This is a genomic window from Bradyrhizobium sp. 76 (assembly GCF_023073025.1).
In the GTDB taxonomy this organism is placed as follows: domain Bacteria; phylum Pseudomonadota; class Alphaproteobacteria; order Rhizobiales; family Xanthobacteraceae; genus Bradyrhizobium.
This window is the reverse complement of the sequence record NZ_JADPIS010000015.1, coordinates 133,318-153,591: the sequence shown is the minus strand read 5'-3', so window position 1 is coordinate 153,591 and position 20,274 is coordinate 133,318. Positions and strand designations below refer to the sequence as shown.

The window sequence follows — 20,274 nt, the reverse complement described above, 5'->3', positions numbered from 1 at the left end:
GTGGAGATGTTTCGCCCCAGGCGCCGCTGTAACAAAAAGGTGCTAGGAAATCGGGCCTTCAAAGAAGGAATTCACATTTTACTTGAAGCGGTTCAGTTAGCGTTCACTTGGGATCGCGAAGACCTTATAATGGTCATGACGGTCAAAGATGAATTCTCAAGTAAATTCAATAGCATGAGGTAGAATCATGACACTTCCGATCGGCGCCACCGCCCCCGATTTCGAAGCCGAGACCACCGAAGGGAAGATCAAGTTCCACGACTGGATCGGCAATAGCTGGGCGCTGCTGTTCTCGCACCCGAAGGACTTCACGCCGGTTTGCACGACCGAGCTCGGCGCGCTCGCCAAGCTCAAGCCGGAATTCGACAGGCGCGGCGTCAAGCTGATGGGCCTCTCGGTCGATCCGGTCGATCGCCACGCCAAATGGTCGGACGACATCAAGGAGACGCAAGGCGCGGCCCCGAACTATCCGATGATCGGCGACACCGATTACAACGTCTCCAAGCTGTACGGCATGCTGCCGGCCGCGATCTCGGGCGATCCCCTCACCCGCACCGCCGCTGACAACCAGACCGTCCGCAACGTCTTCATCATCGGGCCGGACAAGAAGATCAAGCTGGTGCTGGTCTATCCGATGACGACGGGCCGGAACTTCCAGGAGATCCTCCGCGTCATCGACTCGCTCCAGCTCACCGCCAAGCACCGCGTCGCGACCCCGGCCGACTGGTCGCAGGGCGACGACGTCATCATCGCGGGCTCGGTCTCCAATGATGAGGCCAAGACGATCTACCCGCAGGGCTGGAAGGAGCCGAAGCCCTACATCCGGATCGTGCCGCAGCCGAAATAACCCAACTGTCATTCCGGGCGATGCGTCAGCATCACCCGGGATGACGATGTCAGCTCTTACGCCGCGCGCACGCGTTCGAGGAAGCCCTCGACCTCAGCTTTCAGATGCAGGCTCTCGCCCGACAACGCCTGCGCGGAGGCAAACATCCGGCTGGACGTCTCACCCGTCTCGTTCGCACCCTCGGCGGCCTGACGGACGTTGACGGCGACATCGGCCGTGCCCGATACCGCCGCGCGAACGCTGGCGACGATGTTCTGGGTCGCGCTCTTCTGCTGCTCGACCGCCGCCGAGATCGAGCCCGCGATGCCGCTGATGCGCTCGATGGTCTGGCTGATCGCCTTGATGGCGACAACCGATTCCTCGGTCGCAAGCTGCATGCTGGCGATCTGGTTCGAGATCTCGTCGGTCGCCTTCGCGGTCTGGCCGGCGAGCGTCTTGACCTCCTGGGCTACCACCGCAAAACCGCGGCCGGCATCCCCCGCGCGCGCGGCCTCGATGGTCGCGTTCAGCGCCAGCAGATTGGTCTGCTCGGCGATCGAGGTGATCAGCTTGACGACATCGCCGATGCGCGCGCCTGCCTCGGAGAGCTGCGCGATGCGCTGATCGGTCGCCTCGGCCTGCCGCACGGCCTCGGCGGAAATGACGTTCGATTCCTGCACCCGCCGGGTGATTTCAGAGATCGATTGAGACAGCTCGTCCGAAGCCGACGCCGCCGAACGCACGTGCTCGGAGGCATTTTCGGAAGCTCCGGCCGAGCGCGCCGACAGATCGGCGGTGGAGCGCGCGGTGTCGGTGAGCTGCCGCGCCGTCCGCTCGAATTCCCCTGACGATGTCAGCACCTTGTCGAGAATGCCGCCGACCCCGCCACGGAACTCCTCGACGAAATTGCGCAGCTCGGATTTGCGCTGCTCGGCGGCTGCGGCCGAAGCCGCCGCCTGCTCGCTGCGCATCCGCGCCCGCTCCTGCGAATTGCTCCTGAACACCGCGACCGTGCGGGCGATCTCGCCGATCTCGTCGGCGCGATTTTCGCAATCGATCTCGACGTCGCTCTGGCCTTCGGCGAGCGCGGTCAGCGAGCGCGTGACCGAGGTGAGCGGCTTGGTGACACGGCGGACGACCAGCAAGGTCAGGACCAGCACCAGCAACGCGGCGAGGCCGGCGGCAGCCGCCATGCTCTCGATCGTCTGGGCCAGCATGCTCTCGAACTGGGCCATCGGGATGCCGACATAGAGGATGCCGGCGACCTTGCCGCTGGCGTCGGCGACCGGGAAATAGGCGGTCATGAAGGACTTGCCGAACAGGGTGGCCGGGCCCTTGTAGGCCTCGCCACGACGCAGCAGCGCCTGCGCCGGGTGATCGGCGGCAAGCTGGGTCCCGACGGCACGGTCGCCATTTTCCTTCTTCACGTTGGTCGAGCGCCGCACGAACTGCCCGCTCGCATCGTCGAACACGAACAGGGTCGCGTTGCCGCCGACATAGGACACCGCGCGATCGACGATGGCGTGATCCTTGAAGTCCGGCATCTTGGGAATCTCGGCGCGCGCGACCGCGCCATCCCGCATCGTGATCTTCGCATCGGGAACGATTTCGGCAAAGGCCAGCGCCAGCGTGCGCAAACTCACCTCGATGTCGCGGAGCGCGCGATCGTTGAAAGCGGAGCTGAGCGACCAATAGCCGGCGCCGACCACGAGCGCCGTATTCATAGCGATCAGCAGCACGGCGCACAGGAGCGCCTTGGTGCCAAGCTTGAATTGCGGCAGAAACTTCGCCGTTGCTCGTCCGTACATGAATGAAATTACCTCCGTAATTCCTGCATATTCGTGCAATCGGCTTACGGTCACATTAACGGCGGTTCCAATCGCCCCCCGCGACATGCTTACCAAATCGTTAACGAGGCCCCCCTGACCGCGCCCAGAACTACGCCAAGGACCACGCCAAGTGCTCCGCCCATCATCGTCTGGTTTCGAGACGACCTCCGACTGTCCGACCACCCGGCCCTCCACAAGGCCGCTGCGACGACCAGGGCGCCGGTGATCTGCCTCTATGTGCTGGACGACGCGGCCGGGCGAGCGCCGGGCGCCGGGGCGCGCTGGTGGCTGGCGCAGTCGCTGCGGGCGCTCGGCGCCGACATTGCCAGCCGCGGCGGATCGCTGATCCTGCGTAAGGGGCGGGCGGCCAGGGTGATCGCGGAGGTGGCGCGTGAGAGCGGAGCGCGTTCGGTCTACTGGAACGGGATCGCACAGGCGCCGCATCAGGCGATCGAGCGGCAGCTCGAAGCGGCACTGGCAAAGATCGGCGTGGACTCGCAAAGTTTCTCGGGCGACTTGCTCGTTCCGCCCGCGGCGATCCGCAACAAGGAAGGCCGCGGCCTGCGCGTGTTCACGCCATTCTGGCGGCGCGTGCTGGCGCTCGGCGATCCGCCGAATCCCCTGCCGGCACCGAAGGAGCTGCGTCCTGCGCCGACGGTCGCCAGCGACGCGCTGGAGGCCTGGAAGCTCGAGCCGCACAAGCCCGATTGGGCCGGCGGCCTGCGCGAGACATGGACCCCCGGCGAAGCCTCCGCCCGCGCCCGCCTGCGCAATTTCCTCAAGCACACTGCACAAGGCTATGTCGGCGATCGCGACCGCCCGGACCGCGAGGGCACCTCACATCTGTCACCGCATTTGAGATTCGGCGAGCTCAGCCCGCGCCAGGTCTGGCACGCCGCGCGGTTCGCCGCGGCGGAAAACCCTGCGATCGGACCCGGTGTCGACAAGTTCCTGAGCGAGCTTGGCTGGCGTGAGTTCTGCCGGCACCTGCTCCACGACCACCCCAACCTTGCCACCAAAAACCTGCAAGCGAATTTCGACGGCTTCCCATGGAAGCCCGACGCCAAGGCGCTCGCCGCCTGGCAGCGCGGACGCACCGGCTATCCCATCGTTGACGCCGGCCTACGCGAGCTCTGGCACACCGGCGTGATGCACAACCGGGTGCGAATGGTGGTCGCCTCGTTTCTGGTCAAGCACCTCCTGATCGACTGGCGCGACGGCGAAAGCTGGTTCTGGGACACGCTGGTCGATGCGGATGCCGGCAGCAATCCCGCCAACTGGCAGTGGGTCGCCGGCTGCGGCGCCGACGCAGCGCCCTATTTCCGCGTGTTCAATCCGGTACTCCAGGGCGAGAAGTTCGACCCGCATGGAGCCTATGTCCGGCGCTGGGTGCCCGAGCTAAAGGACGTGCCGCCCAAGTTGGTCCACAAGCCCTGGGAGGCCACGCCGATCGAGCTTGCGAGCGCCGGTGTCACGCTCGGCAAGACCTATCCGCAGCCGATCGTCGATCATGCCAAGGGACGAGAGCGCGCGCTCGCCGCCTACGCCAAGATCCGCAAAGGTTGAGCGTTGCTTTGACACAATTATGAAACGCGCTATCGTCATCGCTCCATGCAAACCGTGGGGGACACTATGGACGACGACAAGCCGATCACCGAACAGGCGATGGACACGATCACCACCGCCGTGGAAGCGACCAAGGACGCCGCTGTCACTGCCGTCAAGCAGGTGAAGAAAGCCGCCAAGAAGGTCGCGAAGAAGGTAGCGCCGAAGAAGGCTTCCAAGAAGAAAGCCAAGAAGGCTGCGAAGAAAACTTCGAAGAAGGCCACCAAGAAGGCTTCGAAGAAAGCTGCAAAGAAGTCGTCGAAGAAGGCGGCCAAGAAGACCGCAAAGAAGGCCACCAAGAAAGCTGCCAAGTCGAAAAAGAAGGGCAAGAAGGCCAAGCGCTGATCGCAACGCCGAGGTCTCCGGGGGCGGACGCGCCCGGAGACGGCTCCAGCGATGCCTACCCCCGCCGCTTGGCCGCGCGCCGGCCCGGGTGATGCTCGCCTTGAGGATCGCGAAATTCGCTGCGATGGCCGCGCCGGTCCTCGGCGTTGAAACGCCGCCGTTTCTCGGGCGAGCCGAACGCCTTGATCACCTTCCTGCCGTTGACCTTCTTGATGACGTAGCCGCCCTCGGTCATCGAGAACGGCTCTTTCAGCGTTCCCTTGTGGTCGAATTTGGTGCCTCGGGGATGCTTGAACGGTTCGAACCAGGACGGATAGACGAAGTTCGACATCTCGAAGCCGGCGACGAAGAAGGTGTCCTCTTCCACGGCGTCACAGACCTCATAGGCATATTGGGTGTTCCGGTTTTTGTCGGCCCAGAGATTGGCCATGGGATCGAGCACCATCTCGAACAGCTCGTGTGAGGCCGCCACGCTGACCGGCTCGTCGCCCAGCGCCTTGACGAAGATCTTTGAGATCGGCTGGCGGCGATGCGTCAGCTCATGGCGGCCGAGCATGTTCTTGTGGGTGGCCTCGTCAAAATAGACCAGCTGCCACTCGCCCGGCTTCGGCTTTTCGCTGACATAGAGGTCGACCGGATAGCCCCACACCGGCAGGAAGTGCTTGTCGTAGCATTTCTGGAGCGCCGCTGTGAGCCTGGCCATCTTGCGGCCGCTGATCGTCGGCTCCGCGTAGTTGATGCAGGCAATCCGGACCGGCTTCAGGGACCTGCCAAGCAACGCGCGTCTCGCCTTCTTCATGGAAATCACCTGTGAAAGGGCCACTGAAATGCGCCGACCCTAGCACGATCTTGCCGCGCACGTCAGGGATGTATTCCGGCGGCCCGGCCCGCCGGTCCTAGAAGCGTCGGTTGACCACAAACACCGCAGCCGCGCACATCACCATGCCGGCGATTGCCAGCGCATCGAGCTTTTCTCCGAACAGCAGATAAGCCATCAGCGCCGTGACGGCGGGCACCAGATAGAACAGGCTTGCAACAGACGTGGCGGCGGCATGGCGGATCAGCCAGTACAGCAGCCCAATCGACCCGATCGAGAGGGCCACGGCGAGCCAGGCCAGCGCCAGCATGAACTCGCGTGTCCAGTGCACCACGCGGTCCTCGAACAGGAAGGCGCCGATCGCGAAGAAGATCGTGACGGACACGTACTGCACGAGATTGCCGGCGCGCCAGTCGATGTGGTTGCAGTAGCGGCGCTGATAGAGCGTGCCGAGCGTGATGCTGATCAGCGAGACGACGGAGGCGAGCCAGCCGAGCCCGGCTTCGCCGGTCATGGGACGGCCGTGGAGGATCAGCACGACGCCGCCGAGGCCAAGGACGAGCCCCGCCCATTGCACCGGCGTCACCTTCTCCCCGAGCCAGCGGTTGGCGATGGTCGAGGTCAGGATCGGCTGAAGGCCCGGAATGAGCGCGGAGAGCCCGGCCGGAATCGAGTGCGCGATCGCGATTGCGGTGCCGCCGAGATAGAAGCCATGGACGAGAATGCCCGCGACGGCGCTGTGCGCGATACCGATACGGTCCGGCCATTTCGGTCGCGCAATCGCGACGATGATCGCCATCAGACCGACCACGAACACCATGCGGATGGCGAGGTAGGTCAAGGGATCGGCATTGTTGACGACGTATTTGGTGCCGATGAAGCCCGTGCTCCAGAGCAGGACGAACAGGATCGGCGCGGCGCGGGCGGTCAGGGCTTCTTGATTATGATTCATTGCCGCCTCATTGCCCCACCGGGGGCCAATGCGGCAATGCGAATTTCGGCCAATTTCGTCCGGACGATGCTGCGCTGCGACGGACCGGACGGCTCAGCCGCTCACCATTCGTCCGGACAGGGATCGATGATCTTCCAGAGCTCGACGCCGTTCTTGATCTTTTTCATGTCGGTGGTGAGCCCGCCATTGCGGCGGATCCAGTCCTTCACCGTGTCGGGGTAATAGGCCATCAGGTCGGACGTCCCCTCCGCGCTGGTGACCTTGATGCCGAAGGTGAAGGCCTTGTCGTAGTAGGCTTGGTGGAAGCCGAGGCTGGCGCGCGGCGTCACGCAGATCTTGTTCATCGGCACGATGCCGAGCACCAAGGTGCAGGCCGAATTGCAGATGCCGTCGATAATGACGCGCTCGCCCTTTTCGCGGACGCGCTTGTACTTGGCCTTGTACTCCTCGACATAGCCGCCGTGGTCGCGGGTAATGTGCAGCTCGGCCCGCGCCGGCGTGGCGGCGACGACCGAGAGCAACAGCAGGCTCAGAAGCGTGATGCGCATGGCGAGGTGACGGCGAAAGCCTTCAGGAATGGACCGGCCTCGAAGGACCCCCAAGATGATCCTCGGGCCGGCAAGAGGATATTTTACCGAATTCTCTTTGGTCATACTTGTGTGGGGAATTCGTTAAGCATCTCGAAAAGGCCAAAAATGGGCAAGTCCGGACCACAGAACCGGCAATTCTGTCACACCCACCCGGGAATCTGCGGGATTGGCCCCGATTTCCGGGCTGCAGACGGGTGTTCCGGCCGCCCGAACTGGCTATAAACGGCTGACTTATTCGTGCGGGTTCCGGAGATTCGAGATGAGCAAGTTGAAGCTTGTAGCCGCGATTGCTGCCCTGTCGGCCGCAATCCTTGCCCCTGGCCTCGCAGAGGCACGGGGACATCACCGGTACCACCGCTATACCACGAACCCGCTGCCCTACCCGATCAGCTATCTCCACAATTACGGGCCCGGCATCACGCCCGGGACGTTCGCCTTTTACGACGGCCCGTCGACCAACCATTGCTACCAGAGCGCAGCCGCCTATGTCGGCCAGGACCGCCGCCGGCACCCCTGCTACTGAGGGGCGCAGGCGCGTCGCGGGGGCCGCTATTTGGCGGCGCCCGACCGCAGCAATTGCTTCTCGATTTCATAGACCGGCAGTTTGACGAGGTCCTTGCCGACCTCGCCCTGGAGTGCCTTGCGCACCACATCCGAATAGTCAGCGCGGATCATCCCAAGCGCACGCGGCGAGGCCACCATGGTCAAGGCCGAGGTCTCGCCTGAGCTGACGGCGGCATCGAGCCGTCCGGCGAGGCTGCGCAGGAAGGCGCGCTCGGCCTCGTCGTGCCAATCAGTCTGCTCCACCGAGCTGCGCGCGCTGCCGGCCGCGCCATGGAGCCTGCCCGGCGCGTCGGTCCCTTGCGCGCTGGTCGAGGAATTGGGCTGCTCGTGCACCTCCCTGGTGTGGAGGTTCGGAAACATCTCGTCGCCGAGGTTTTCCAGAATGAGCGCCTTGCGCCCGTCGCACACGACCAGCCAGTCCCCCTTGTCGATTCTCATTTTGTCCATTGCACAGCTCCAAAGCGACCTCGCGAGCCTGCTCTTCGAATTGCTCGAAAAGGCTGGCCACGACGCCAAGCTTAGGGACGAAGCCGCATCGGAGAATTGCGCGGGATCAAGGATGGTGGCGATGTCCTGCGGGGCGCAAACGCAAGCGCAGCATTGGTCAAGAGCGCGAACCTGGATAGTCTGGCGGAGCCAAAGGTCAGGCCTGCGGCGGGCTGGCTGAAGACCTGTTCATCAGCATTACATTTCGCCCCCGCCACAATTTGATCAGAACAAACTTCGATATCCCTGTATTGCGTAAGCGGAGAAAGACATCATGAAGCTTAGAATTGGCCTCGTCGCCGCGACCCTGCTGGGTGCCTTGGTCGCATCATCGGCGGCGTCCGCCATGCCCATCGCGCCTGCTCCTGCGACGCCGCAGGTTTCCGACGTCGAGCAGGTCCGCATGGTCTGTGACGCCTGGGGACGCTGTTTCTGGCGCCCGAACTACTATGGATACTATGCGCCGCGGCCTTACTACGGTCCCCGGTATGCACCGCGCTTTTACGGTGGCCCTCGCTATTACGGACCACGCTATCGCCGCTGGTGATTCTAAAGGGGCCCTCCGGGGCCCCTTCGCTTTTGCGAGATCAGGATGTTGGTCTGGAGTCATTCCAAAACTGATCTAGATCAAAGACGAAATCCGCCACGCCGTCATTCTCCGACGATGGTCGATTTGATCGTTTTTCGATGCCCCCAGACGGGCATGAACGTGCAGACACATCTTGAGAAGCAACAGAGACAGGAGGCAGAGAGCTTTGCCTCCTTCGCCTGTCCCGCCTGCACGCGGCTGCATTTCATCGACCTCGCCTCCGGCCAGCCGATGTCTCGAGACCGCTGACGACGACATCGATCCGCCGGCTTCATGCCATGATGTCCGCAATACTACGGCCCGGAATCCGGTTTACTGAAGCGCGATGTTTCGCCATTGATGGCGATGTTCCGACGTTCATTTGATTGTCATATTGCAGCAGCCGGCCGCACGCATGTTGTTCGACGCCCTCGCCCCATCCTCGGCGCTTCAATTGATCGGCTTTGCCGACGTCGATGCGTTTCGGCCGATCGAGTCGATGGAGGATGCGAGAAGCATTCCGCTCGACGTCCGGAATTTCGCGGCGGCTCGCGCTGTCGTCTCCCTGCCCGGCTGCCGCATCGTCATGATGCGCTCGTTCGCGCGCATCCTCGACGCCGCCTATCGGATGCCCGGGGGGATGGTGATCCTGCCCATGACGGACGACCTTCAGGTCAATTCCAAGGGCATGGATCTGGACGCGCGTTTCTTCATCGCGCTCCGCGGCAGCGATGAATGCCATTTCGTCGAGCGCCGGACCAATCATCATGCGATGATCATCTTCTCACCCGGCATGAGCGACCGGGGCTGGTTCGATCAGGCGGACGATTTGCGGGCCTATGTCGCGAACCGCCCCGCTTTGCTCCACATACGGCAGCTCCTGCTCGACATTCTGCGAACCGCGTCGGTGCAGCCGGCCCTGTTCGAAACGACCGAGGTCGCCGCCCATCTCCAGGAAGGCCTGCTGCTCGCGCTCGACGATCTGTTTCGCATCGATTCGCTCTCGGACCGGAGTGCCTCCGTCCAGGGCGAGCGGTCGATCAAACTCGTGCAGCGGATCGACGATTACGTCGCGGCACATCCGACTGCTCCGATCTATACCGCCGATCTCGCCGGCGAGTTCGGCGTCTCGATCCGGACGCTCGGCGGCGCCGTCAGCAAGGTGCGTGGCATGAGCCTGCATCAATACATTCGTTTGAAAAAATTGTGGGCGACGCGGTCTCGCCTTCTCAAAGGCGGGGGCGCCAACGTCGCCACATGCGCGCGCGCCCAAGGCTTTCACCATTTGGGGGAGTTTGCCGCAGCTTACCGTGCGACCTTCCACGAAGCGCCGTCCGACACGCTGGCCCGGGGCCGGCAAGCCGGTCCGACGGCTGGTTGACCAGACCCGGCTCCAGTCTTTCCAGTGCGGCGCGCGCCTAAAGGGAACCAGTTCCCTCGAACTGCATTATCCGGGCGGTGCGCCGGCAGCGCACTGAAGCACCCCGCGCGCCCTACGTGCGGGGTTTTTCTCGCCGTCAACCAAGTGGTTCAGGAAGAAAATGTCTATTAGCCGCAACGTATTGTTTCTGATCATCGGTGCTCTGGTCGTCACGGCGGCCGTGCTCGGCTACAATCTCTACCAGACGAAGAAGCAGCCCGATGGCCTGCAAATCAATGTCGGTCCCAACGGGCTGAAGATCCAAGGCAAATAGAGGCGGCTCACGGCCTCGCGCCCTATCCGAATACTGTGGCCTGACAATTGGCGCGCTCGGAGAGATTCGAACTCCCGACCCTCGGAATCGAAATCCGATGCTCTATCCAGCTGAGCTACGAGCGCCCTGGCCCAGATCTGGGCCGTAACCGAGACGCCCCAGATCGCTGCTGGCGAGCCAGCAGGCCGGATGACATTCGGATGGGTTCGAATTAGCAGAGAGGCCGGCCAATAAAAAGCCCTTCCCGCCCTGATTCGAGACGGGTCAGACCCGCCCTTACCAGGTGCTGTTGAAGAAGCCGAAATGCGGCTGCTGCGCCATCACCATCATCGGCCGCCCTTGCTGCGGCACCGGATGCGTTCTGGCGACCTTGCGCTTGGGCTGCTGCGCCGAGAGCTGAGAGGATTGGGTCTGAGGGGGCTGGGCCTGCGCCTGAACTTGCGGCTGAATTTGCGTCCTGGCTTCGGTCTTCTTGGCCGCAGCGGTATCGGCCTTCGCGGCCGGCGTGAATTGGGCGAACGTCTCGCGGACCCGCGCCTTGGCTGATATCTCGGCCAAAGCGGGTGACATGCTCTCCACGGGCGGCTGGGGAGCCGCGACGGCGGCGATCTTCACCGCAGGGGCGGCAAGCGTCGGCTGACTGGTGTCGAGTACGACACGCTCCGGCAGGTGGCGATCGGACCGGATCCGAATCAACGGCTGTTCGTTGCTTGCGGTTGCGATAGCCTGCGTCACAGGCGAAGTCGGCAGAGCGTAGTTCGCCGCGAACAGCAGTGCGAGCAAGGCTCCACCGACAAAGAAGAAATACCGAAAGATGGGCATTGGCCACGCTCCGCCCGCCGCATCCCCGCGTGGGCTCTCCGCCTTAACAGGCGATCATTTAATTGGTTCCTGGCCCAGCCGTTCGGTTCAAATGGCGACGCCAAGTTTTTCGGCCAAGCCCCCGGGACAGTAACTTTTCCGCTACCCCGCACTCCCAGCCTTATGTCCGGCGTGCTGCCACAAGCGAACACTTCGCCTGATCGGCATTCACGTTGACGAAGCCGACAGGAATGCGCGCAAAAGTCTTGCGGCTCTTCATGCTGACCGGATCCGCCAGAACGCGGCTGCGGTCGGTGAGATGATTGCCATCGCGCCGCGCAAAAGCGCAGACGATCTCGACATCCTTTACGGCATAGTCGTTGTCGTTGCGCAGCGTGAGCGTCACCAGCGCCTTCGAGCCAAGGCCGCCGCGGCGCCAGGTCTGAGATGAAATCCTGATCCGGCCGAGTTCTGCCATTGTTGGAATCGGAGCTTCGGAAGGCGGCGACGCGGCGGCCGCATCGCCCGAAGGCGCCGTCGCGACCGCTGCCATCTCAGACGTCACCGGCTCTGCACTGTTGCCTCTGGAGAGGGGGAGCAGCATCCAGATGCCGCAACCGACGATGATGGCCGCGAACAGCCACAGCAGGCCTCGTCCAAATGAAACGTTCGCGATCGTCACCGCCCGCGCCAGTCGTTCGCCGGTCCCGGCGAAACGCCCTAACCCGATGCGGTCAAACCCAGCGTTCATGGTTGCTTCACCGATCGCGGCGGGATCACGTTCGACAACGGATTCGGCCACTGCTTACCTTAATCGGGAAGGCGAACTAAGGTTCCCGCGCAGCTGCCGAGTCGGCAAGAGCGGTGGCGGTCGCGGGCCGAGGCCGCTAACATGCGCTGCAACATCAAGATCCGTCGGGAGAACACGAAATGCCAGTCGTCACTTGGGATCACGTCCATCTGCGCAGCCCCGATCCGGAGGCCACGGCGGCCTGGCTGCGGGACATCCTCGGTGGCGAGATCGTGCAAGCGCCCGGACGGATCGACGTGAATCTCGGCGGCGCAAGGATCTTCATTGCGCCGCTCGAGGGCGACAATGCGGTCAACCCGCCGCCGCCGCACCCGCATCAAGGCCTCGACCATTTCGGTCTCACGGTGAAGGACATCGACGCCGTCGCCGCCGAGCTCAAGGCCAAGGGCGTCACTTTCACGCGCGAACCGACCACGATCCGCCCCGGCGTGCGCATCTGCTTCATCCGCGGCCCCGAAGGCATCTCCATCGAGTTGCTCGAGCGCGACAAGAAATATACCTGACACGGCGCGCGCCGCATCGGCTCACCGGGCGACGTTGCCGCCCGGCGTGCCTCAAGTCATGCTGCCGGGCATGAAGCAGCGGACGGCGACGCCCATGTAGCCGTAGATCGGCCAGACCATGGTGCGCCCCACCCGGTTCGGCTCCGAGATCACGGCCTCCTCGGGCACCTCGACCCAGACGAGCTCCTGCGGTCGGCCGTCGATCACGTAGCCATAACGCGGGACGCGGACCCGATAGTGCCCGTCCTTGCTGTCCCAGTCGGTGTCCGAGAGCGCCGAGCCGTCGGCATCGGAGCAACAAGGCCCCGTGCCGCTTCGCAGTCCGTCGAACCAGGCCTTCAATTCGGCATTGGTGTTGACGAACTGGCCGCGGTCGCGCGCGTGCCCGAAGGGGGCCGCGAGTGCGATCAGGGCCAGGACGCATGCTAGGCTCGCCACGGTTCGCCAGCGTGCCGCGCCGCCGATCCGCCGTTGTCGTGTTTCGCAAATCGTGGGACGCACACTGGACAGACGCGGCTTCTCGCCGCCGGAATCGATCCAGTTGCTCACGTTTGTCTTGCTCCAGCACCCCGCGGCCAGTGCAACAATGGTTATGCATTTCGCGGGCCAACTTGATTCGTAACGACTGGCCTCGCTTCATGATCAGACCGTCATGGCAGTGTCATAGACAAGCCGGGACAATTACGGCTCACGGGCAAGCTCGCAAGGTCGGCAGCCAAACTGCCGCGTTGCGTGGCTGCATGCCCTTTGGCATAAATGCACTACCGGTTACGCCATTGGGCGATGGCGGCCGGCCTTGGGACGTTATGAAGAACGGCCTCTATTCGATTCACGTGAACCTGCTCGATGGTCGGGTCGGCAAGGGCAGCGGCGTGATTCTGTTTCGCGACGGCAAGATTCTTGGCGGCGATGCCTACCTCTATTACACCGGCAGCTACACGGTGAAGGACAACACCTTCAAGGGCGAGGTGCTGGTCCAGCGTCACACCTCCCCGCGGGGTGACGACAATCCGCTGTTCGGCGGACCTGCCGCGGTTGGCATCGGCGTCAGCGGCACGTTCACGGAGACGCGCGGGGACATGACGGGCACCGCGTTGGTCGGAAAGGCCAGCCAGATTTTCGGCGCGACGTTGCACAAGCTTGCAGAGGCCGACTAGAGCTTCGGTTCTGATTGAATCAGAACTGAAGCTCTCAATTGTTGTTTCGACGCGTTTTCTTCACGCGAAGCCGGCATCCACTTCGCTCGAAAACGCGTGAGCTATTCCGCGGCCTGCTCGAGCGGCGCCACGCGCGGCAGGATGATCTGGATACGTGTGCCGCTGCCCGGTTCGGAATCCAGATCGAGCCGTCCGCCGAGCCTGTTCGTGACGATGCTGTAGACGATGTGCAGCCCGAGACCGGTGCCGCCTTGGTCGCGCCGCGTCGTGAAGAACGGATCGAAGGCACGGCGGCGGACATCGAGCGACATGCCGCAGCCATTGTCGGAGAAGATGATCTCGACATTGTCCTTGCCGGACTCGCGCACCTGGATGTCGATGGTCCCCGGCCGGCCGTCCGGGAAGGCGTGCGCCACCGCGTTGAGAAACAGATTGGTCAGCACCTGGCCGTACGGTCCGGGATAGCTGTTCATGGTCAGATCGGGCTGACACTCGACATTGAGCGTCAGATTGTGCTTGCGAAGGCCCGGCCGCAGACTCATCACCACCTGCTCGGTGAGGTCACCGAGATCGAAGCTGCGCTGGTCCGAATAGTTGCGGTCGGCGGCGACCTGCTTGAACGACTGGATCAGCTCGGCGGCGCGATTGAGATTGGAGACGAGCTGCGAGGACGCATCGCGGCTGGTGTGGAGAAAGTCGTTGAGCGCAGAGCGGCGCAGCTCGCCGCGCTCGACCTCGGCGGTGAACATCGCGGTCTTGCGCTCCAGCGCGGAGGCGACCGTGAGGCTGATGCCGACGGGATTGTTGACTTCGTGCGCGACGCCAGCGACGAGGCGTCCGAGCGCCGCCAGCTTCTCCGCCTCGATCAGCGAGGCCTGGGTCTCGCGCAGATTGCGCAGCGCGGTCTCGGCGGATTCCTTGGCTTTCCGCATCTCCTGCTCGCCGCGTTTGCGCTCGCCGATGTCGAGCGCCACGGTCACGATCCGCTCGATCTCGCCTTCGGCATCGAGCAGCGGCAGCTTGTTGACGAGCCATTGCCGCATGTGGCCGGACGAATCAATGTACTCCTCTTCGTAGAAGCCGAGACCTTTTCGCAGCGTCAGCACGCGCTTGTCGCTCTCGTCGGACTTGGCCGCGCCGTAGCGCGACATCAGATCGGCCGTGGTGCGGCCGAGCGCATCGCCCGGCTCGATGCCGAAGATGCCGGCCATGTAACGGTTCATCAGCACGTAGCGCAGGTCGCGGTCCTTGACGTTGATGACCGCGGGCACGGTGTCGATGACCTGCTGGAGCAGGCGCCGTCCTTCGGCGATGGCGTCTTCCGCGCGCTTCTGGTCGGTGATGTCGCGCAGCGTGCCCTCGTAGCGAACGATGTTGCCCGCCTCGTCGCGGACGCCGGTCGCACTGTCGGACAGCCACAGGATGTCGCCGCCGCGCTGGCGCACCTGGTATTCGAACTCGCGCACCATGCCGTCGCGGGCCATCAGCCGCTGATATTCGACGCGCGCCTCGGGATTGAGATAGATGGTGTGGGCGATGTCGTTGATGCTGTCGATCAGCTGCTGCGGACTGTCATAGCCCATCATCCGCGCCAACGCCGGATTGGCGTTGAGGAGGTCGCCGGCCGGCGTCGTGACATAGATGCCGTCGACCGAGCCCTCGAACAGTTTCCGATAGCTCTCTTCGGCGAGGCGCTGCTCGGTCAATGCGCGCACCGCCGCCTCGCGCGCCGTGTCGGCCTCTTCCAGCGCGCGGCGGAACACTTCGGCCGCCCGCGCGATGTCGCCGATCTCATTGTCGAGGTCGGCGGACGGGATCGAGGTGTTCTTCTCGCCGGCTGCGAGCGCGCGGATCGACCGCGCGATCTGGGCGAGCGGACGGACTGTCCGCCGCACCACGAAGCCAGCCGCGAGAATGCCGATCAGCACGCCGATGGTACCGAGCACGATGCTCTGCCAGCGCGCCTCCGTCAGCGTGCGGGCGAAGTCGCGCGACAGCACGTGGCCGCGCCGGGCGCTGACCTCGCGCAGCAATTCGGTGACGCGGCCGATCAGCCGGCCCTCGGTTCCCAGCACCTCGCGATCGATGTCGGCGATCTGCCGTTCACGGACAGCGACCGCGATGATCGCCTCGGCGTAGTCGTTGACGGCCGATCTGAGCTTGGGATCAGCGACTCCCATCGCCCGCATGCTCTGCGCCGCCTGCTCGGCCGCGGACGGGTTGCGCGCAAGCAAACCAAGCGCGATCCGGCTCTGCGCTTCCGACAGGCGGGACGCCAGCTCTCGGTCCCCGGTGCCGGAGACAGCCGCGTCGAACTGGTCGCGGAGCGGCGGCAGGCCGGCGAGCAGCTGGGCGCGGCGGTCGATCAAGGTCGAAATCCGCTCCAGCCCGCTGCGATAGGTCGCAAGCCTCTCGCTGACCCCGTCGATCATGTCCTGCTGCTCGGGCACGAGCTCGATGCGGGTCTTCTTCAGGATGTCGCTGAGCGTCGAGGCCGCCTCGCCCACCTGCTTGAACTGAATGCCGGCGCCGGGATCGGTGACGAAGTCGCGCGCGGCGAGCCGCAGCTCGTTCATGCGGCGGTCGATGTCCTCGGCGAGGTCGCCGACGCTCTGGAGCCGCTGCAGCTCGGCAAAGGTCGTGTCGATGTGCCGGATCGCGATCACGCTCGCGGTCGAGGTGACGATGATCACCGCCAGCACCAGAAGGAAGCTGCCGAAGGTGAGCTGGCCGATGGAGAGCGAGAATGTTCGCTTTTTCTCAGGGGTCGGCGTCAATTCGGCGGACATTGGTGATGTGAGGACCCGGCTATTGGAGCTCCAATATACGACGTATTGCGGTCCCGGGGGAACATGCGTCTAGCCGCCGAATATCCTTAATATCTGCCCTCCTTGCCTCCGGTTTTATGACGTTTTGACGCCGGCCGCCGGGCCGGGATGGTCATGGCGGCGACGCCGAGGACGACGCAGGCAAGGCCGATCCAGGCGGTCCGGCTCAGGCTCTCGCCGAGGAAGGCGACGCTGATGGCAACCCCGACCGGCACGCGCAGATAGGCCTGCGCGGTGGTGCCGACCGAGCCCAGGGTCTGGATCAGGCGGAAATAGATCACGAAGGCCGCGGCGGTCGAGAAGGTCGCCAGCGCGAGCAGCGCAAACACGGAACTCAGCGAGGGCGAGAGCGTCCAGGGCTGCTCGAGGATGAGCGAGGCCGGGATCAGCGCCGCCGCCCCGGCCAGCAACGAACCGGCCGCGGGCGCCATGGGATCGAGGCCCTTGAAGCCGCGACCGAAGATGGCGGCGCAGGCGTAGCAGATGGTGGCGGCAACGATGGCGGCCTCCGCGACGAGGCCGCTTCCGAAATCATGGAAGGCATCGACGCCGACGATCAGCAGGATGCCGGCCATGCCGGCAACCACGCCGACCAGCTTGCGCGGTGTCGTCGCCTCGTGACGCGTCACGACCGCCGTGAGCAGGAAGGTGAAGATCGGGCCTGCCGAGTTGAGGATGGTCGCGAGCGCGGCATCGACGTGGCGCTCGCCCCAGGCAATCAGCGTCCAGGGGATCACGCTGTTGAGCACGGCCTGGAAGGCGAAGCGTTGCCAGGTCGCGGCAGCCGTCGGCAGCCTGATGCCCCGCACCCACATGATCGCGAGCAGCAGCAGGCCCGCAATCGTGGTGCGCGCCGCGATCAGCGTGATCGGCGGAATGGTGGCGACGCCGAGCTTGATGAAGGTGTAGGAGCCGCCCCAGAGCGTCGCGAGCGCGAGCAGCAGCGCCAGCTCGACGACAATGTTGTTGTCCTGCCGGTTGTCCATGTCGCGCGCCTCGTCCTGTTGTCAGGAACGGAACGTAGCGCGTCTGCCCTCGCGAATACTTCGTTGTGTGTCGAAGTGTCCTAGCCGAGCGCCCCGACCTCGAACACCTCGCCGTCATAGCCGGCCTCGCGGGGAATGCGGAGCTGACGGCCGGTTTCGGTCTTGGTCATGACAGGCATCACCGTGACGACAGACATGCCGCGGGCGTGCTCGAGTGCGGCGCTGACGCTCGACTGCTTGGCGAGCCGGATCAGATTGCGCGTGGTCGGGAACGGCAGCTTGAAGCGGCCGCTCTCGCCGCCCTCCACCGCCTCGCGCGGCGAGACCCAGATCGAGTCGGTGGACTCCCGGCCGTCATGTGCGCCGAGTTGGTCGGGAGGTGCTGCCGCAAGGAAGAACCAGGTGTCGAAACGTTTTGGCATCCCCTCGGGCGTGATCCAGTGCGCGTAAGGCACCAGCGTATCGAGCGCGAGCTGGAGGCCGTAGTCGGCCAGAATGCTCAGGAAGCTGACCTTGTGCTCGTTGAGCGCGACGCGATGCGCATCGGCGATCTCGCCGGCGCGCCTGGCATCGACCGGCGTGCCCGATTCTTTCGACCGCGCCAGCAGGATGCCGCTTTCCTCAAAGGTCTCGCGGATCGCGGCGATCCGAAATCCGCGGTCCGCTTCACTCAGGCCCTCGCCGCCCGAATACAGGTCGGAGCGCTTGACGATCTCCTGATCGCCGGCATCGACGCTGCCGCCGGGAAACACCAGCGCGCCCGAATTGAACTCGATCTGATGATGGCGCACCATCATGAAGACTTCGATTTCGTCGCGGCTTTTGCCGTCGACCTTCACGCCGTCGCGCAGCAGGAGGATCGTCGACGCGGGGCGCGATGCTGATGCCTCGGCCATTCGATTAACCTGCTGCGCTGGATTGCGGGCCGAGATTGGCGCGCTTGTCGACGCGGGCGACGCGCGACAGCAGGTACTCGACCTCGGCCTTCGCCGCCGGCGTGATGGTGGCGCCGGGCTTGCGCTGGGCGCTGGAGGCGATGATGCCGCGCTTCTGCAGCACGTATTTGCGCACGGCAAGGCCCGCGCCTGGCTGCTGCTCGTAGCGGATCAGCGGCAGATGCGCGTCGAACAGATCATGGGCGGCGTCACGCTTGCCTTCCTTCGAAAGTCGCACGACGTCGATCAGAAGCTCGGGGAAGGCATAGCCGGTCATGGCGCCGTCGGCGCCGCGCTCCATCTCGAAGTCCAGAAAGAGCCCGCCATTGCCGCAGAGGATCGAGAGCGGCCGCAGCGAGCCGTCCTTCTGGAAATTGCGCAGCGTCGAGATCTTTTCCAGCCCCGGCCAGTCCTCGTGCTTGAGCATCACGCAATTGGGATTGTCGGTGACGATCTTGCGGATCACGGCGGGAGTGAACACCACCGACAAGGTCAGCGGATAGTCCTGGAGCACCCAGGGCACGTCGGGGCCGATAGCCTCGGCCGCCTGCTTGTAATAGCCGATGATCTGGTCGTCGGTCCGCAACGACGGCGGCGGTGCGATCATCACACCGGCCGCACCTGCCTCCATGGATGCCTTCGCCAGCGAGCGCATGGTGGCAAAGCCCGGCGCGGAGACGCCGACGATCACCTGCATTGTCTTGGCGCGCTTGACGAAGCGTACCGCCACCTGCTCGGCCTCGGCGGCATCGAGCTTCGGCGCCTCGCCAAGAATGCCCAGCACCGTGACGCCGTCGCAGCCGACCTCCTCGTAGAAATCGGTCAGGCGGTCGATCGAGCGCTCGTCGATCCGACCGTCATCGTGGAACGGCGTCGGCGCGATTGCGAAGGTGCCCTTGGCGTCGGCGGTGAGTTTCATCGTTGTCCTTGTTTCTCTCTGTCGATGGCTAAAACCGCCGCGCCCCCATCTTGATCTGCTCTTCGGAGAAGAAGATCTCCTTGGCATGATCGGCGATGTCCTGGGCCTTCCAGCCCATGTGCGGCGGCTTCCAGCCGTCCATTTCCATCATCCGCATTTCGCGCACGCCGCGGGGCCCGGACACGCCCAGCACCTTGCCGGTCTGGTCGCCGGACAAGTCGCTGACCATGTATAGCACGGCCGGCGCGATGCCGTCCGGCCCCAGCGCCGCGCCGGGGTTCTCCTTATAGCGGGGCAGGTCTGCGGTCATGCGGGTCAGCGCGCCCGGCGCAAGCGTCCAGATCCGGATGTTGTATTTGCGGCCCTCGATCGCCAGCACGTTGGACAGGCCCCAGATGCCGCCCTTGGCCGCGCCGTAATTGCTCTGGCCGAAATTGCCGATCAGGCCCGAGGTCGAGGAAGTGTTGACGATGACGCCGCCGCCATTTTCCCGCATCCAGCGAAACACCGGCATGGTGCAACAAAAGGTGCCCTTCAGATGCACCTTGATGACCTTGTCCCAGTCCGACTCGCTAGCCTTGGCGAAGGTCTGGTCGCGCAGGATGCCGGCATTGTTGACGAGGATGTCGGCGCGGCCGAAGTGCTTGATGGCGTCGTCGAACACCGACTGGCCGCCTTCCATGGTGGAGATGTCGGCGCCGTTGGCGACCGCCTTGCCGCCTTCGGCCTTGATCGCATCCACCACCAGCTGCGCCATCGATGTGTCGGCGCCGGAGCCGTCACGGGGGCCACCAAGGTCGTTGACGACGACGGAGGCCCCTTCCCGCGCGAACAGCTTTGCGTAGGCCTCACCAAGCCCGCCGCCCGCGCCGGTGATCAGCGCAACCTTGCCATCGAGTAGTCCCATGGTGGCGTCTCCCTGTTTTGTTCTTTTGCTCCGTCATGGCCGGGCTTGTCCCGGCCATCCACGAACTTGATCGCCAACCGCGCGAAGAACGTGGATGCCCGGGACAAGCCCGGGCATGACGAGATAACTCAGAGCGCGTCGAGCGGCATCA

22 protein-coding genes and 1 tRNA gene are annotated in these 20,274 nt (G+C 64.3%); 9 read left to right on the top strand and 14 right to left on the bottom strand.

All coding sequences use genetic code 11. The features are described 5' to 3' along the window. The first annotated feature begins 187 nt into the window (after positions 1–187). On the top strand, positions 188–847 hold the full coding sequence (locus IVB48_RS01530) for a peroxiredoxin (RefSeq protein ID WP_247396771.1): 660 nt from the start codon (positions 188–190) through the stop codon (positions 845–847). Between the two features lie 56 nt (positions 848–903). On the opposite strand, the gene IVB48_RS01525 is transcribed toward IVB48_RS01530, so the two are convergent. Further along, positions 904–2,634: a Cache 3/Cache 2 fusion domain-containing protein gene (locus IVB48_RS01525; protein WP_027567441.1), complete on the bottom strand. Its 1,731-nt coding sequence runs from the start codon at positions 2,632–2,634 to the stop codon at positions 904–906. 114 nt (positions 2,635–2,748) lie between these two features. Here IVB48_RS01525 and IVB48_RS01520 point away from each other — a divergent pair, with 114 nt between their 5' ends. Both IVB48_RS01520 and IVB48_RS01515 read left to right on the top strand, forming a co-directional pair. After that, a complete protein-coding gene (locus IVB48_RS01520) occupies positions 2,749–4,221 on the top strand; it encodes a deoxyribodipyrimidine photo-lyase (RefSeq protein ID WP_256468861.1) in 1,473 nt (490 codons plus the stop codon). 66 nt (positions 4,222–4,287) lie between these two features. Further along, entirely contained in the window at positions 4,288–4,605 is a 318-nt protein-coding gene (locus IVB48_RS01515; protein WP_247396767.1) for a histone, read from the top strand. A 55-nt stretch (positions 4,606–4,660) separates the two neighbouring features. On the opposite strand, the gene IVB48_RS01510 is transcribed toward IVB48_RS01515, so the two are convergent. The 3 genes from IVB48_RS01510 to IVB48_RS01500 all read right to left on the bottom strand — a co-directional run bounded on the left by IVB48_RS01510 (position 4,661) and on the right by IVB48_RS01500 (position 6,922). Then, on the bottom strand, positions 4,661–5,404 hold the full coding sequence (locus IVB48_RS01510; RefSeq protein ID WP_247396764.1) for a hypothetical protein: 744 nt from the start codon (positions 5,402–5,404) through the stop codon (positions 4,661–4,663). 97 nt (positions 5,405–5,501) lie between these two features. Further along, positions 5,502–6,374, bottom strand: a complete 873-nt coding sequence (locus IVB48_RS01505; RefSeq protein WP_247396761.1) for a DMT family transporter — start codon at positions 6,372–6,374, stop codon at positions 5,502–5,504. 101 nt (positions 6,375–6,475) lie between these two features. Then, on the bottom strand, positions 6,476–6,922 hold the full coding sequence (locus IVB48_RS01500) for a hypothetical protein (protein ID WP_007603109.1): 447 nt from the start codon (positions 6,920–6,922) through the stop codon (positions 6,476–6,478). Positions 6,923–7,223: 301 nt separating this feature from the next. Between IVB48_RS01500 and IVB48_RS01495 the strand changes: the two genes are divergently transcribed. After that, positions 7,224–7,487, top strand: coding sequence for a hypothetical protein (locus tag IVB48_RS01495; protein WP_247286983.1), 264 nt, complete (start codon positions 7,224–7,226; stop codon positions 7,485–7,487). A gap of 26 nt (positions 7,488–7,513) precedes the next feature. Here IVB48_RS01495 and IVB48_RS01490 read toward each other — a convergent pair whose 3' ends face one another. Continuing rightward, positions 7,514–7,975: a host attachment protein gene (locus tag IVB48_RS01490; RefSeq protein ID WP_247396757.1), complete on the bottom strand. Its 462-nt coding sequence runs from the start codon at positions 7,973–7,975 to the stop codon at positions 7,514–7,516. A gap of 313 nt (positions 7,976–8,288) precedes the next feature. Between IVB48_RS01490 and IVB48_RS01485 the strand changes: the two genes are divergently transcribed. From IVB48_RS01485 to IVB48_RS01475, 3 genes are all read left to right on the top strand, one after another. Next, on the top strand, positions 8,289–8,561 hold the full coding sequence (locus IVB48_RS01485) for a hypothetical protein (RefSeq protein WP_081747828.1): 273 nt from the start codon (positions 8,289–8,291) through the stop codon (positions 8,559–8,561). A 436-nt stretch (positions 8,562–8,997) separates the two neighbouring features. Continuing rightward, positions 8,998–9,963 carry a helix-turn-helix domain-containing protein gene (locus IVB48_RS01480; protein WP_247396755.1) on the top strand — a complete coding sequence of 322 codons (966 nt, stop codon included), beginning with the start codon at positions 8,998–9,000 and terminating at the stop codon, positions 9,961–9,963. Positions 9,964–10,123: 160 nt separating this feature from the next. Then, a complete protein-coding gene (locus IVB48_RS01475; RefSeq protein ID WP_018455284.1) occupies positions 10,124–10,276 on the top strand; it encodes a hypothetical protein in 153 nt (50 codons plus the stop codon). 48 nt (positions 10,277–10,324) lie between these two features. Here the strand turns inward: IVB48_RS01475 and IVB48_RS01470 are convergent. The 3 genes from IVB48_RS01470 to IVB48_RS01460 form a co-directional block, all read right to left on the bottom strand. Beyond that, a tRNA-Arg gene (locus tag IVB48_RS01470) sits at positions 10,325–10,401 on the bottom strand. A gap of 151 nt (positions 10,402–10,552) precedes the next feature. Then, on the bottom strand, positions 10,553–11,098 hold the full coding sequence (locus IVB48_RS01465; protein ID WP_247396752.1) for a hypothetical protein: 546 nt from the start codon (positions 11,096–11,098) through the stop codon (positions 10,553–10,555). 160 nt (positions 11,099–11,258) lie between these two features. Next, complete coding sequence (locus IVB48_RS01460; RefSeq protein WP_247398110.1) at positions 11,259–11,828, bottom strand: hypothetical protein; 570 nt, start codon at positions 11,826–11,828, stop codon at positions 11,259–11,261. Between the two features lie 179 nt (positions 11,829–12,007). On the opposite strand from IVB48_RS01460, the gene IVB48_RS01455 reads away from it, so the two are divergent. Beyond that, entirely contained in the window at positions 12,008–12,391 is a 384-nt protein-coding gene (locus IVB48_RS01455) for a VOC family protein (RefSeq protein WP_018455287.1), read from the top strand. 51 nt (positions 12,392–12,442) lie between these two features. Here the strand turns inward: IVB48_RS01455 and IVB48_RS01450 are convergent, their stop codons facing one another. Beyond that, a complete protein-coding gene (locus tag IVB48_RS01450) occupies positions 12,443–12,940 on the bottom strand; it encodes a hypothetical protein (protein WP_247396751.1) in 498 nt (165 codons plus the stop codon). 257 nt (positions 12,941–13,197) lie between these two features. Between IVB48_RS01450 and IVB48_RS01445 the strand changes: the two genes are divergently transcribed. After that, a complete protein-coding gene (locus tag IVB48_RS01445; RefSeq protein WP_007603093.1) occupies positions 13,198–13,548 on the top strand; it encodes a GrlR family regulatory protein in 351 nt (116 codons plus the stop codon). 101 nt (positions 13,549–13,649) lie between these two features. Here IVB48_RS01445 and IVB48_RS01440 read toward each other — a convergent pair whose 3' ends face one another. The 5 genes from IVB48_RS01440 to IVB48_RS01420 form a co-directional block, all read right to left on the bottom strand. Next, positions 13,650–16,337, bottom strand: a complete 2,688-nt coding sequence (locus IVB48_RS01440; RefSeq protein ID WP_247396749.1) for a PAS domain S-box protein — start codon at positions 16,335–16,337, stop codon at positions 13,650–13,652. 86 nt (positions 16,338–16,423) lie between these two features. Beyond that, on the bottom strand, positions 16,424–17,362 hold the full coding sequence (locus IVB48_RS01435) for an EamA family transporter (RefSeq protein ID WP_247396747.1): 939 nt from the start codon (positions 17,360–17,362) through the stop codon (positions 16,424–16,426). 80 nt (positions 17,363–17,442) lie between these two features. After that, a complete protein-coding gene (locus tag IVB48_RS01430) occupies positions 17,443–18,258 on the bottom strand; it encodes an NUDIX hydrolase (RefSeq protein ID WP_247396733.1) in 816 nt (271 codons plus the stop codon). Positions 18,259–18,262: 4 nt separating this feature from the next. Then, on the bottom strand, positions 18,263–19,216 hold the full coding sequence (locus tag IVB48_RS01425) for a dihydrodipicolinate synthase family protein (RefSeq protein ID WP_247396731.1): 954 nt from the start codon (positions 19,214–19,216) through the stop codon (positions 18,263–18,265). Between the two features lie 28 nt (positions 19,217–19,244). Next, the gene (locus IVB48_RS01420) at positions 19,245–20,123 is read right to left on the bottom strand and encodes an SDR family oxidoreductase (RefSeq protein WP_247396728.1); all 879 of its coding nucleotides are present in this window, start codon (positions 20,121–20,123) and stop codon (positions 19,245–19,247) included. Positions 20,124–20,274 lie beyond the last annotated feature (151 nt).

Bases quoted from the DNA above. Each gene is read 5' to 3' on its own strand.
- IVB48_RS01530 (WP_247396771.1), top strand. From the start codon at position 188: ATGACACTTCCGATCGGCGCCACCGCCCCCGATTTCGAAGCCGAGACC.
- IVB48_RS01525 (WP_027567441.1), bottom strand. From the start codon at position 2,634: ATGTACGGACGAGCAACGGCGAAGTTTCTGCCGCAATTCAAGCTTGGC.
- IVB48_RS01515 (WP_247396767.1), top strand. From the start codon at position 4,288: ATGGACGACGACAAGCCGATCACCGAACAGGCGATGGACACGATCACC.
- IVB48_RS01510 (WP_247396764.1), bottom strand. From the start codon at position 5,404: ATGAAGAAGGCGAGACGCGCGTTGCTTGGCAGGTCCCTGAAGCCGGTC.
- IVB48_RS01505 (WP_247396761.1), bottom strand. From the start codon at position 6,374: ATGAATCATAATCAAGAAGCCCTGACCGCCCGCGCCGCGCCGATCCTG.
- IVB48_RS01500 (WP_007603109.1), bottom strand. From the start codon at position 6,922: ATGCGCATCACGCTTCTGAGCCTGCTGTTGCTCTCGGTCGTCGCCGCC.
- IVB48_RS01495 (WP_247286983.1), top strand. From the start codon at position 7,224: ATGAGCAAGTTGAAGCTTGTAGCCGCGATTGCTGCCCTGTCGGCCGCA.
- IVB48_RS01490 (WP_247396757.1), bottom strand. From the start codon at position 7,975: ATGGACAAAATGAGAATCGACAAGGGGGACTGGCTGGTCGTGTGCGAC.
- IVB48_RS01485 (WP_081747828.1), top strand. From the start codon at position 8,289: ATGAAGCTTAGAATTGGCCTCGTCGCCGCGACCCTGCTGGGTGCCTTG.
- IVB48_RS01480 (WP_247396755.1), top strand. From the start codon at position 8,998: ATGTTGTTCGACGCCCTCGCCCCATCCTCGGCGCTTCAATTGATCGGC.
- IVB48_RS01475 (WP_018455284.1), top strand. From the start codon at position 10,124: ATGTCTATTAGCCGCAACGTATTGTTTCTGATCATCGGTGCTCTGGTC.
- IVB48_RS01465 (WP_247396752.1), bottom strand. From the start codon at position 11,098: ATGCCCATCTTTCGGTATTTCTTCTTTGTCGGTGGAGCCTTGCTCGCA.
- IVB48_RS01460 (WP_247398110.1), bottom strand. From the start codon at position 11,828: ATGAACGCTGGGTTTGACCGCATCGGGTTAGGGCGTTTCGCCGGGACC.
- IVB48_RS01455 (WP_018455287.1), top strand. From the start codon at position 12,008: ATGCCAGTCGTCACTTGGGATCACGTCCATCTGCGCAGCCCCGATCCG.
- IVB48_RS01445 (WP_007603093.1), top strand. From the start codon at position 13,198: ATGAAGAACGGCCTCTATTCGATTCACGTGAACCTGCTCGATGGTCGG.
- IVB48_RS01440 (WP_247396749.1), bottom strand. From the start codon at position 16,337: ATGTCCGCCGAATTGACGCCGACCCCTGAGAAAAAGCGAACATTCTCG.
- IVB48_RS01435 (WP_247396747.1), bottom strand. From the start codon at position 17,362: ATGGACAACCGGCAGGACAACAACATTGTCGTCGAGCTGGCGCTGCTG.
- IVB48_RS01430 (WP_247396733.1), bottom strand. From the start codon at position 18,258: ATGGCCGAGGCATCAGCATCGCGCCCCGCGTCGACGATCCTCCTGCTG.
- IVB48_RS01425 (WP_247396731.1), bottom strand. From the start codon at position 19,216: ATGAAACTCACCGCCGACGCCAAGGGCACCTTCGCAATCGCGCCGACG.
- IVB48_RS01420 (WP_247396728.1), bottom strand. From the start codon at position 20,123: ATGGGACTACTCGATGGCAAGGTTGCGCTGATCACCGGCGCGGGCGGC.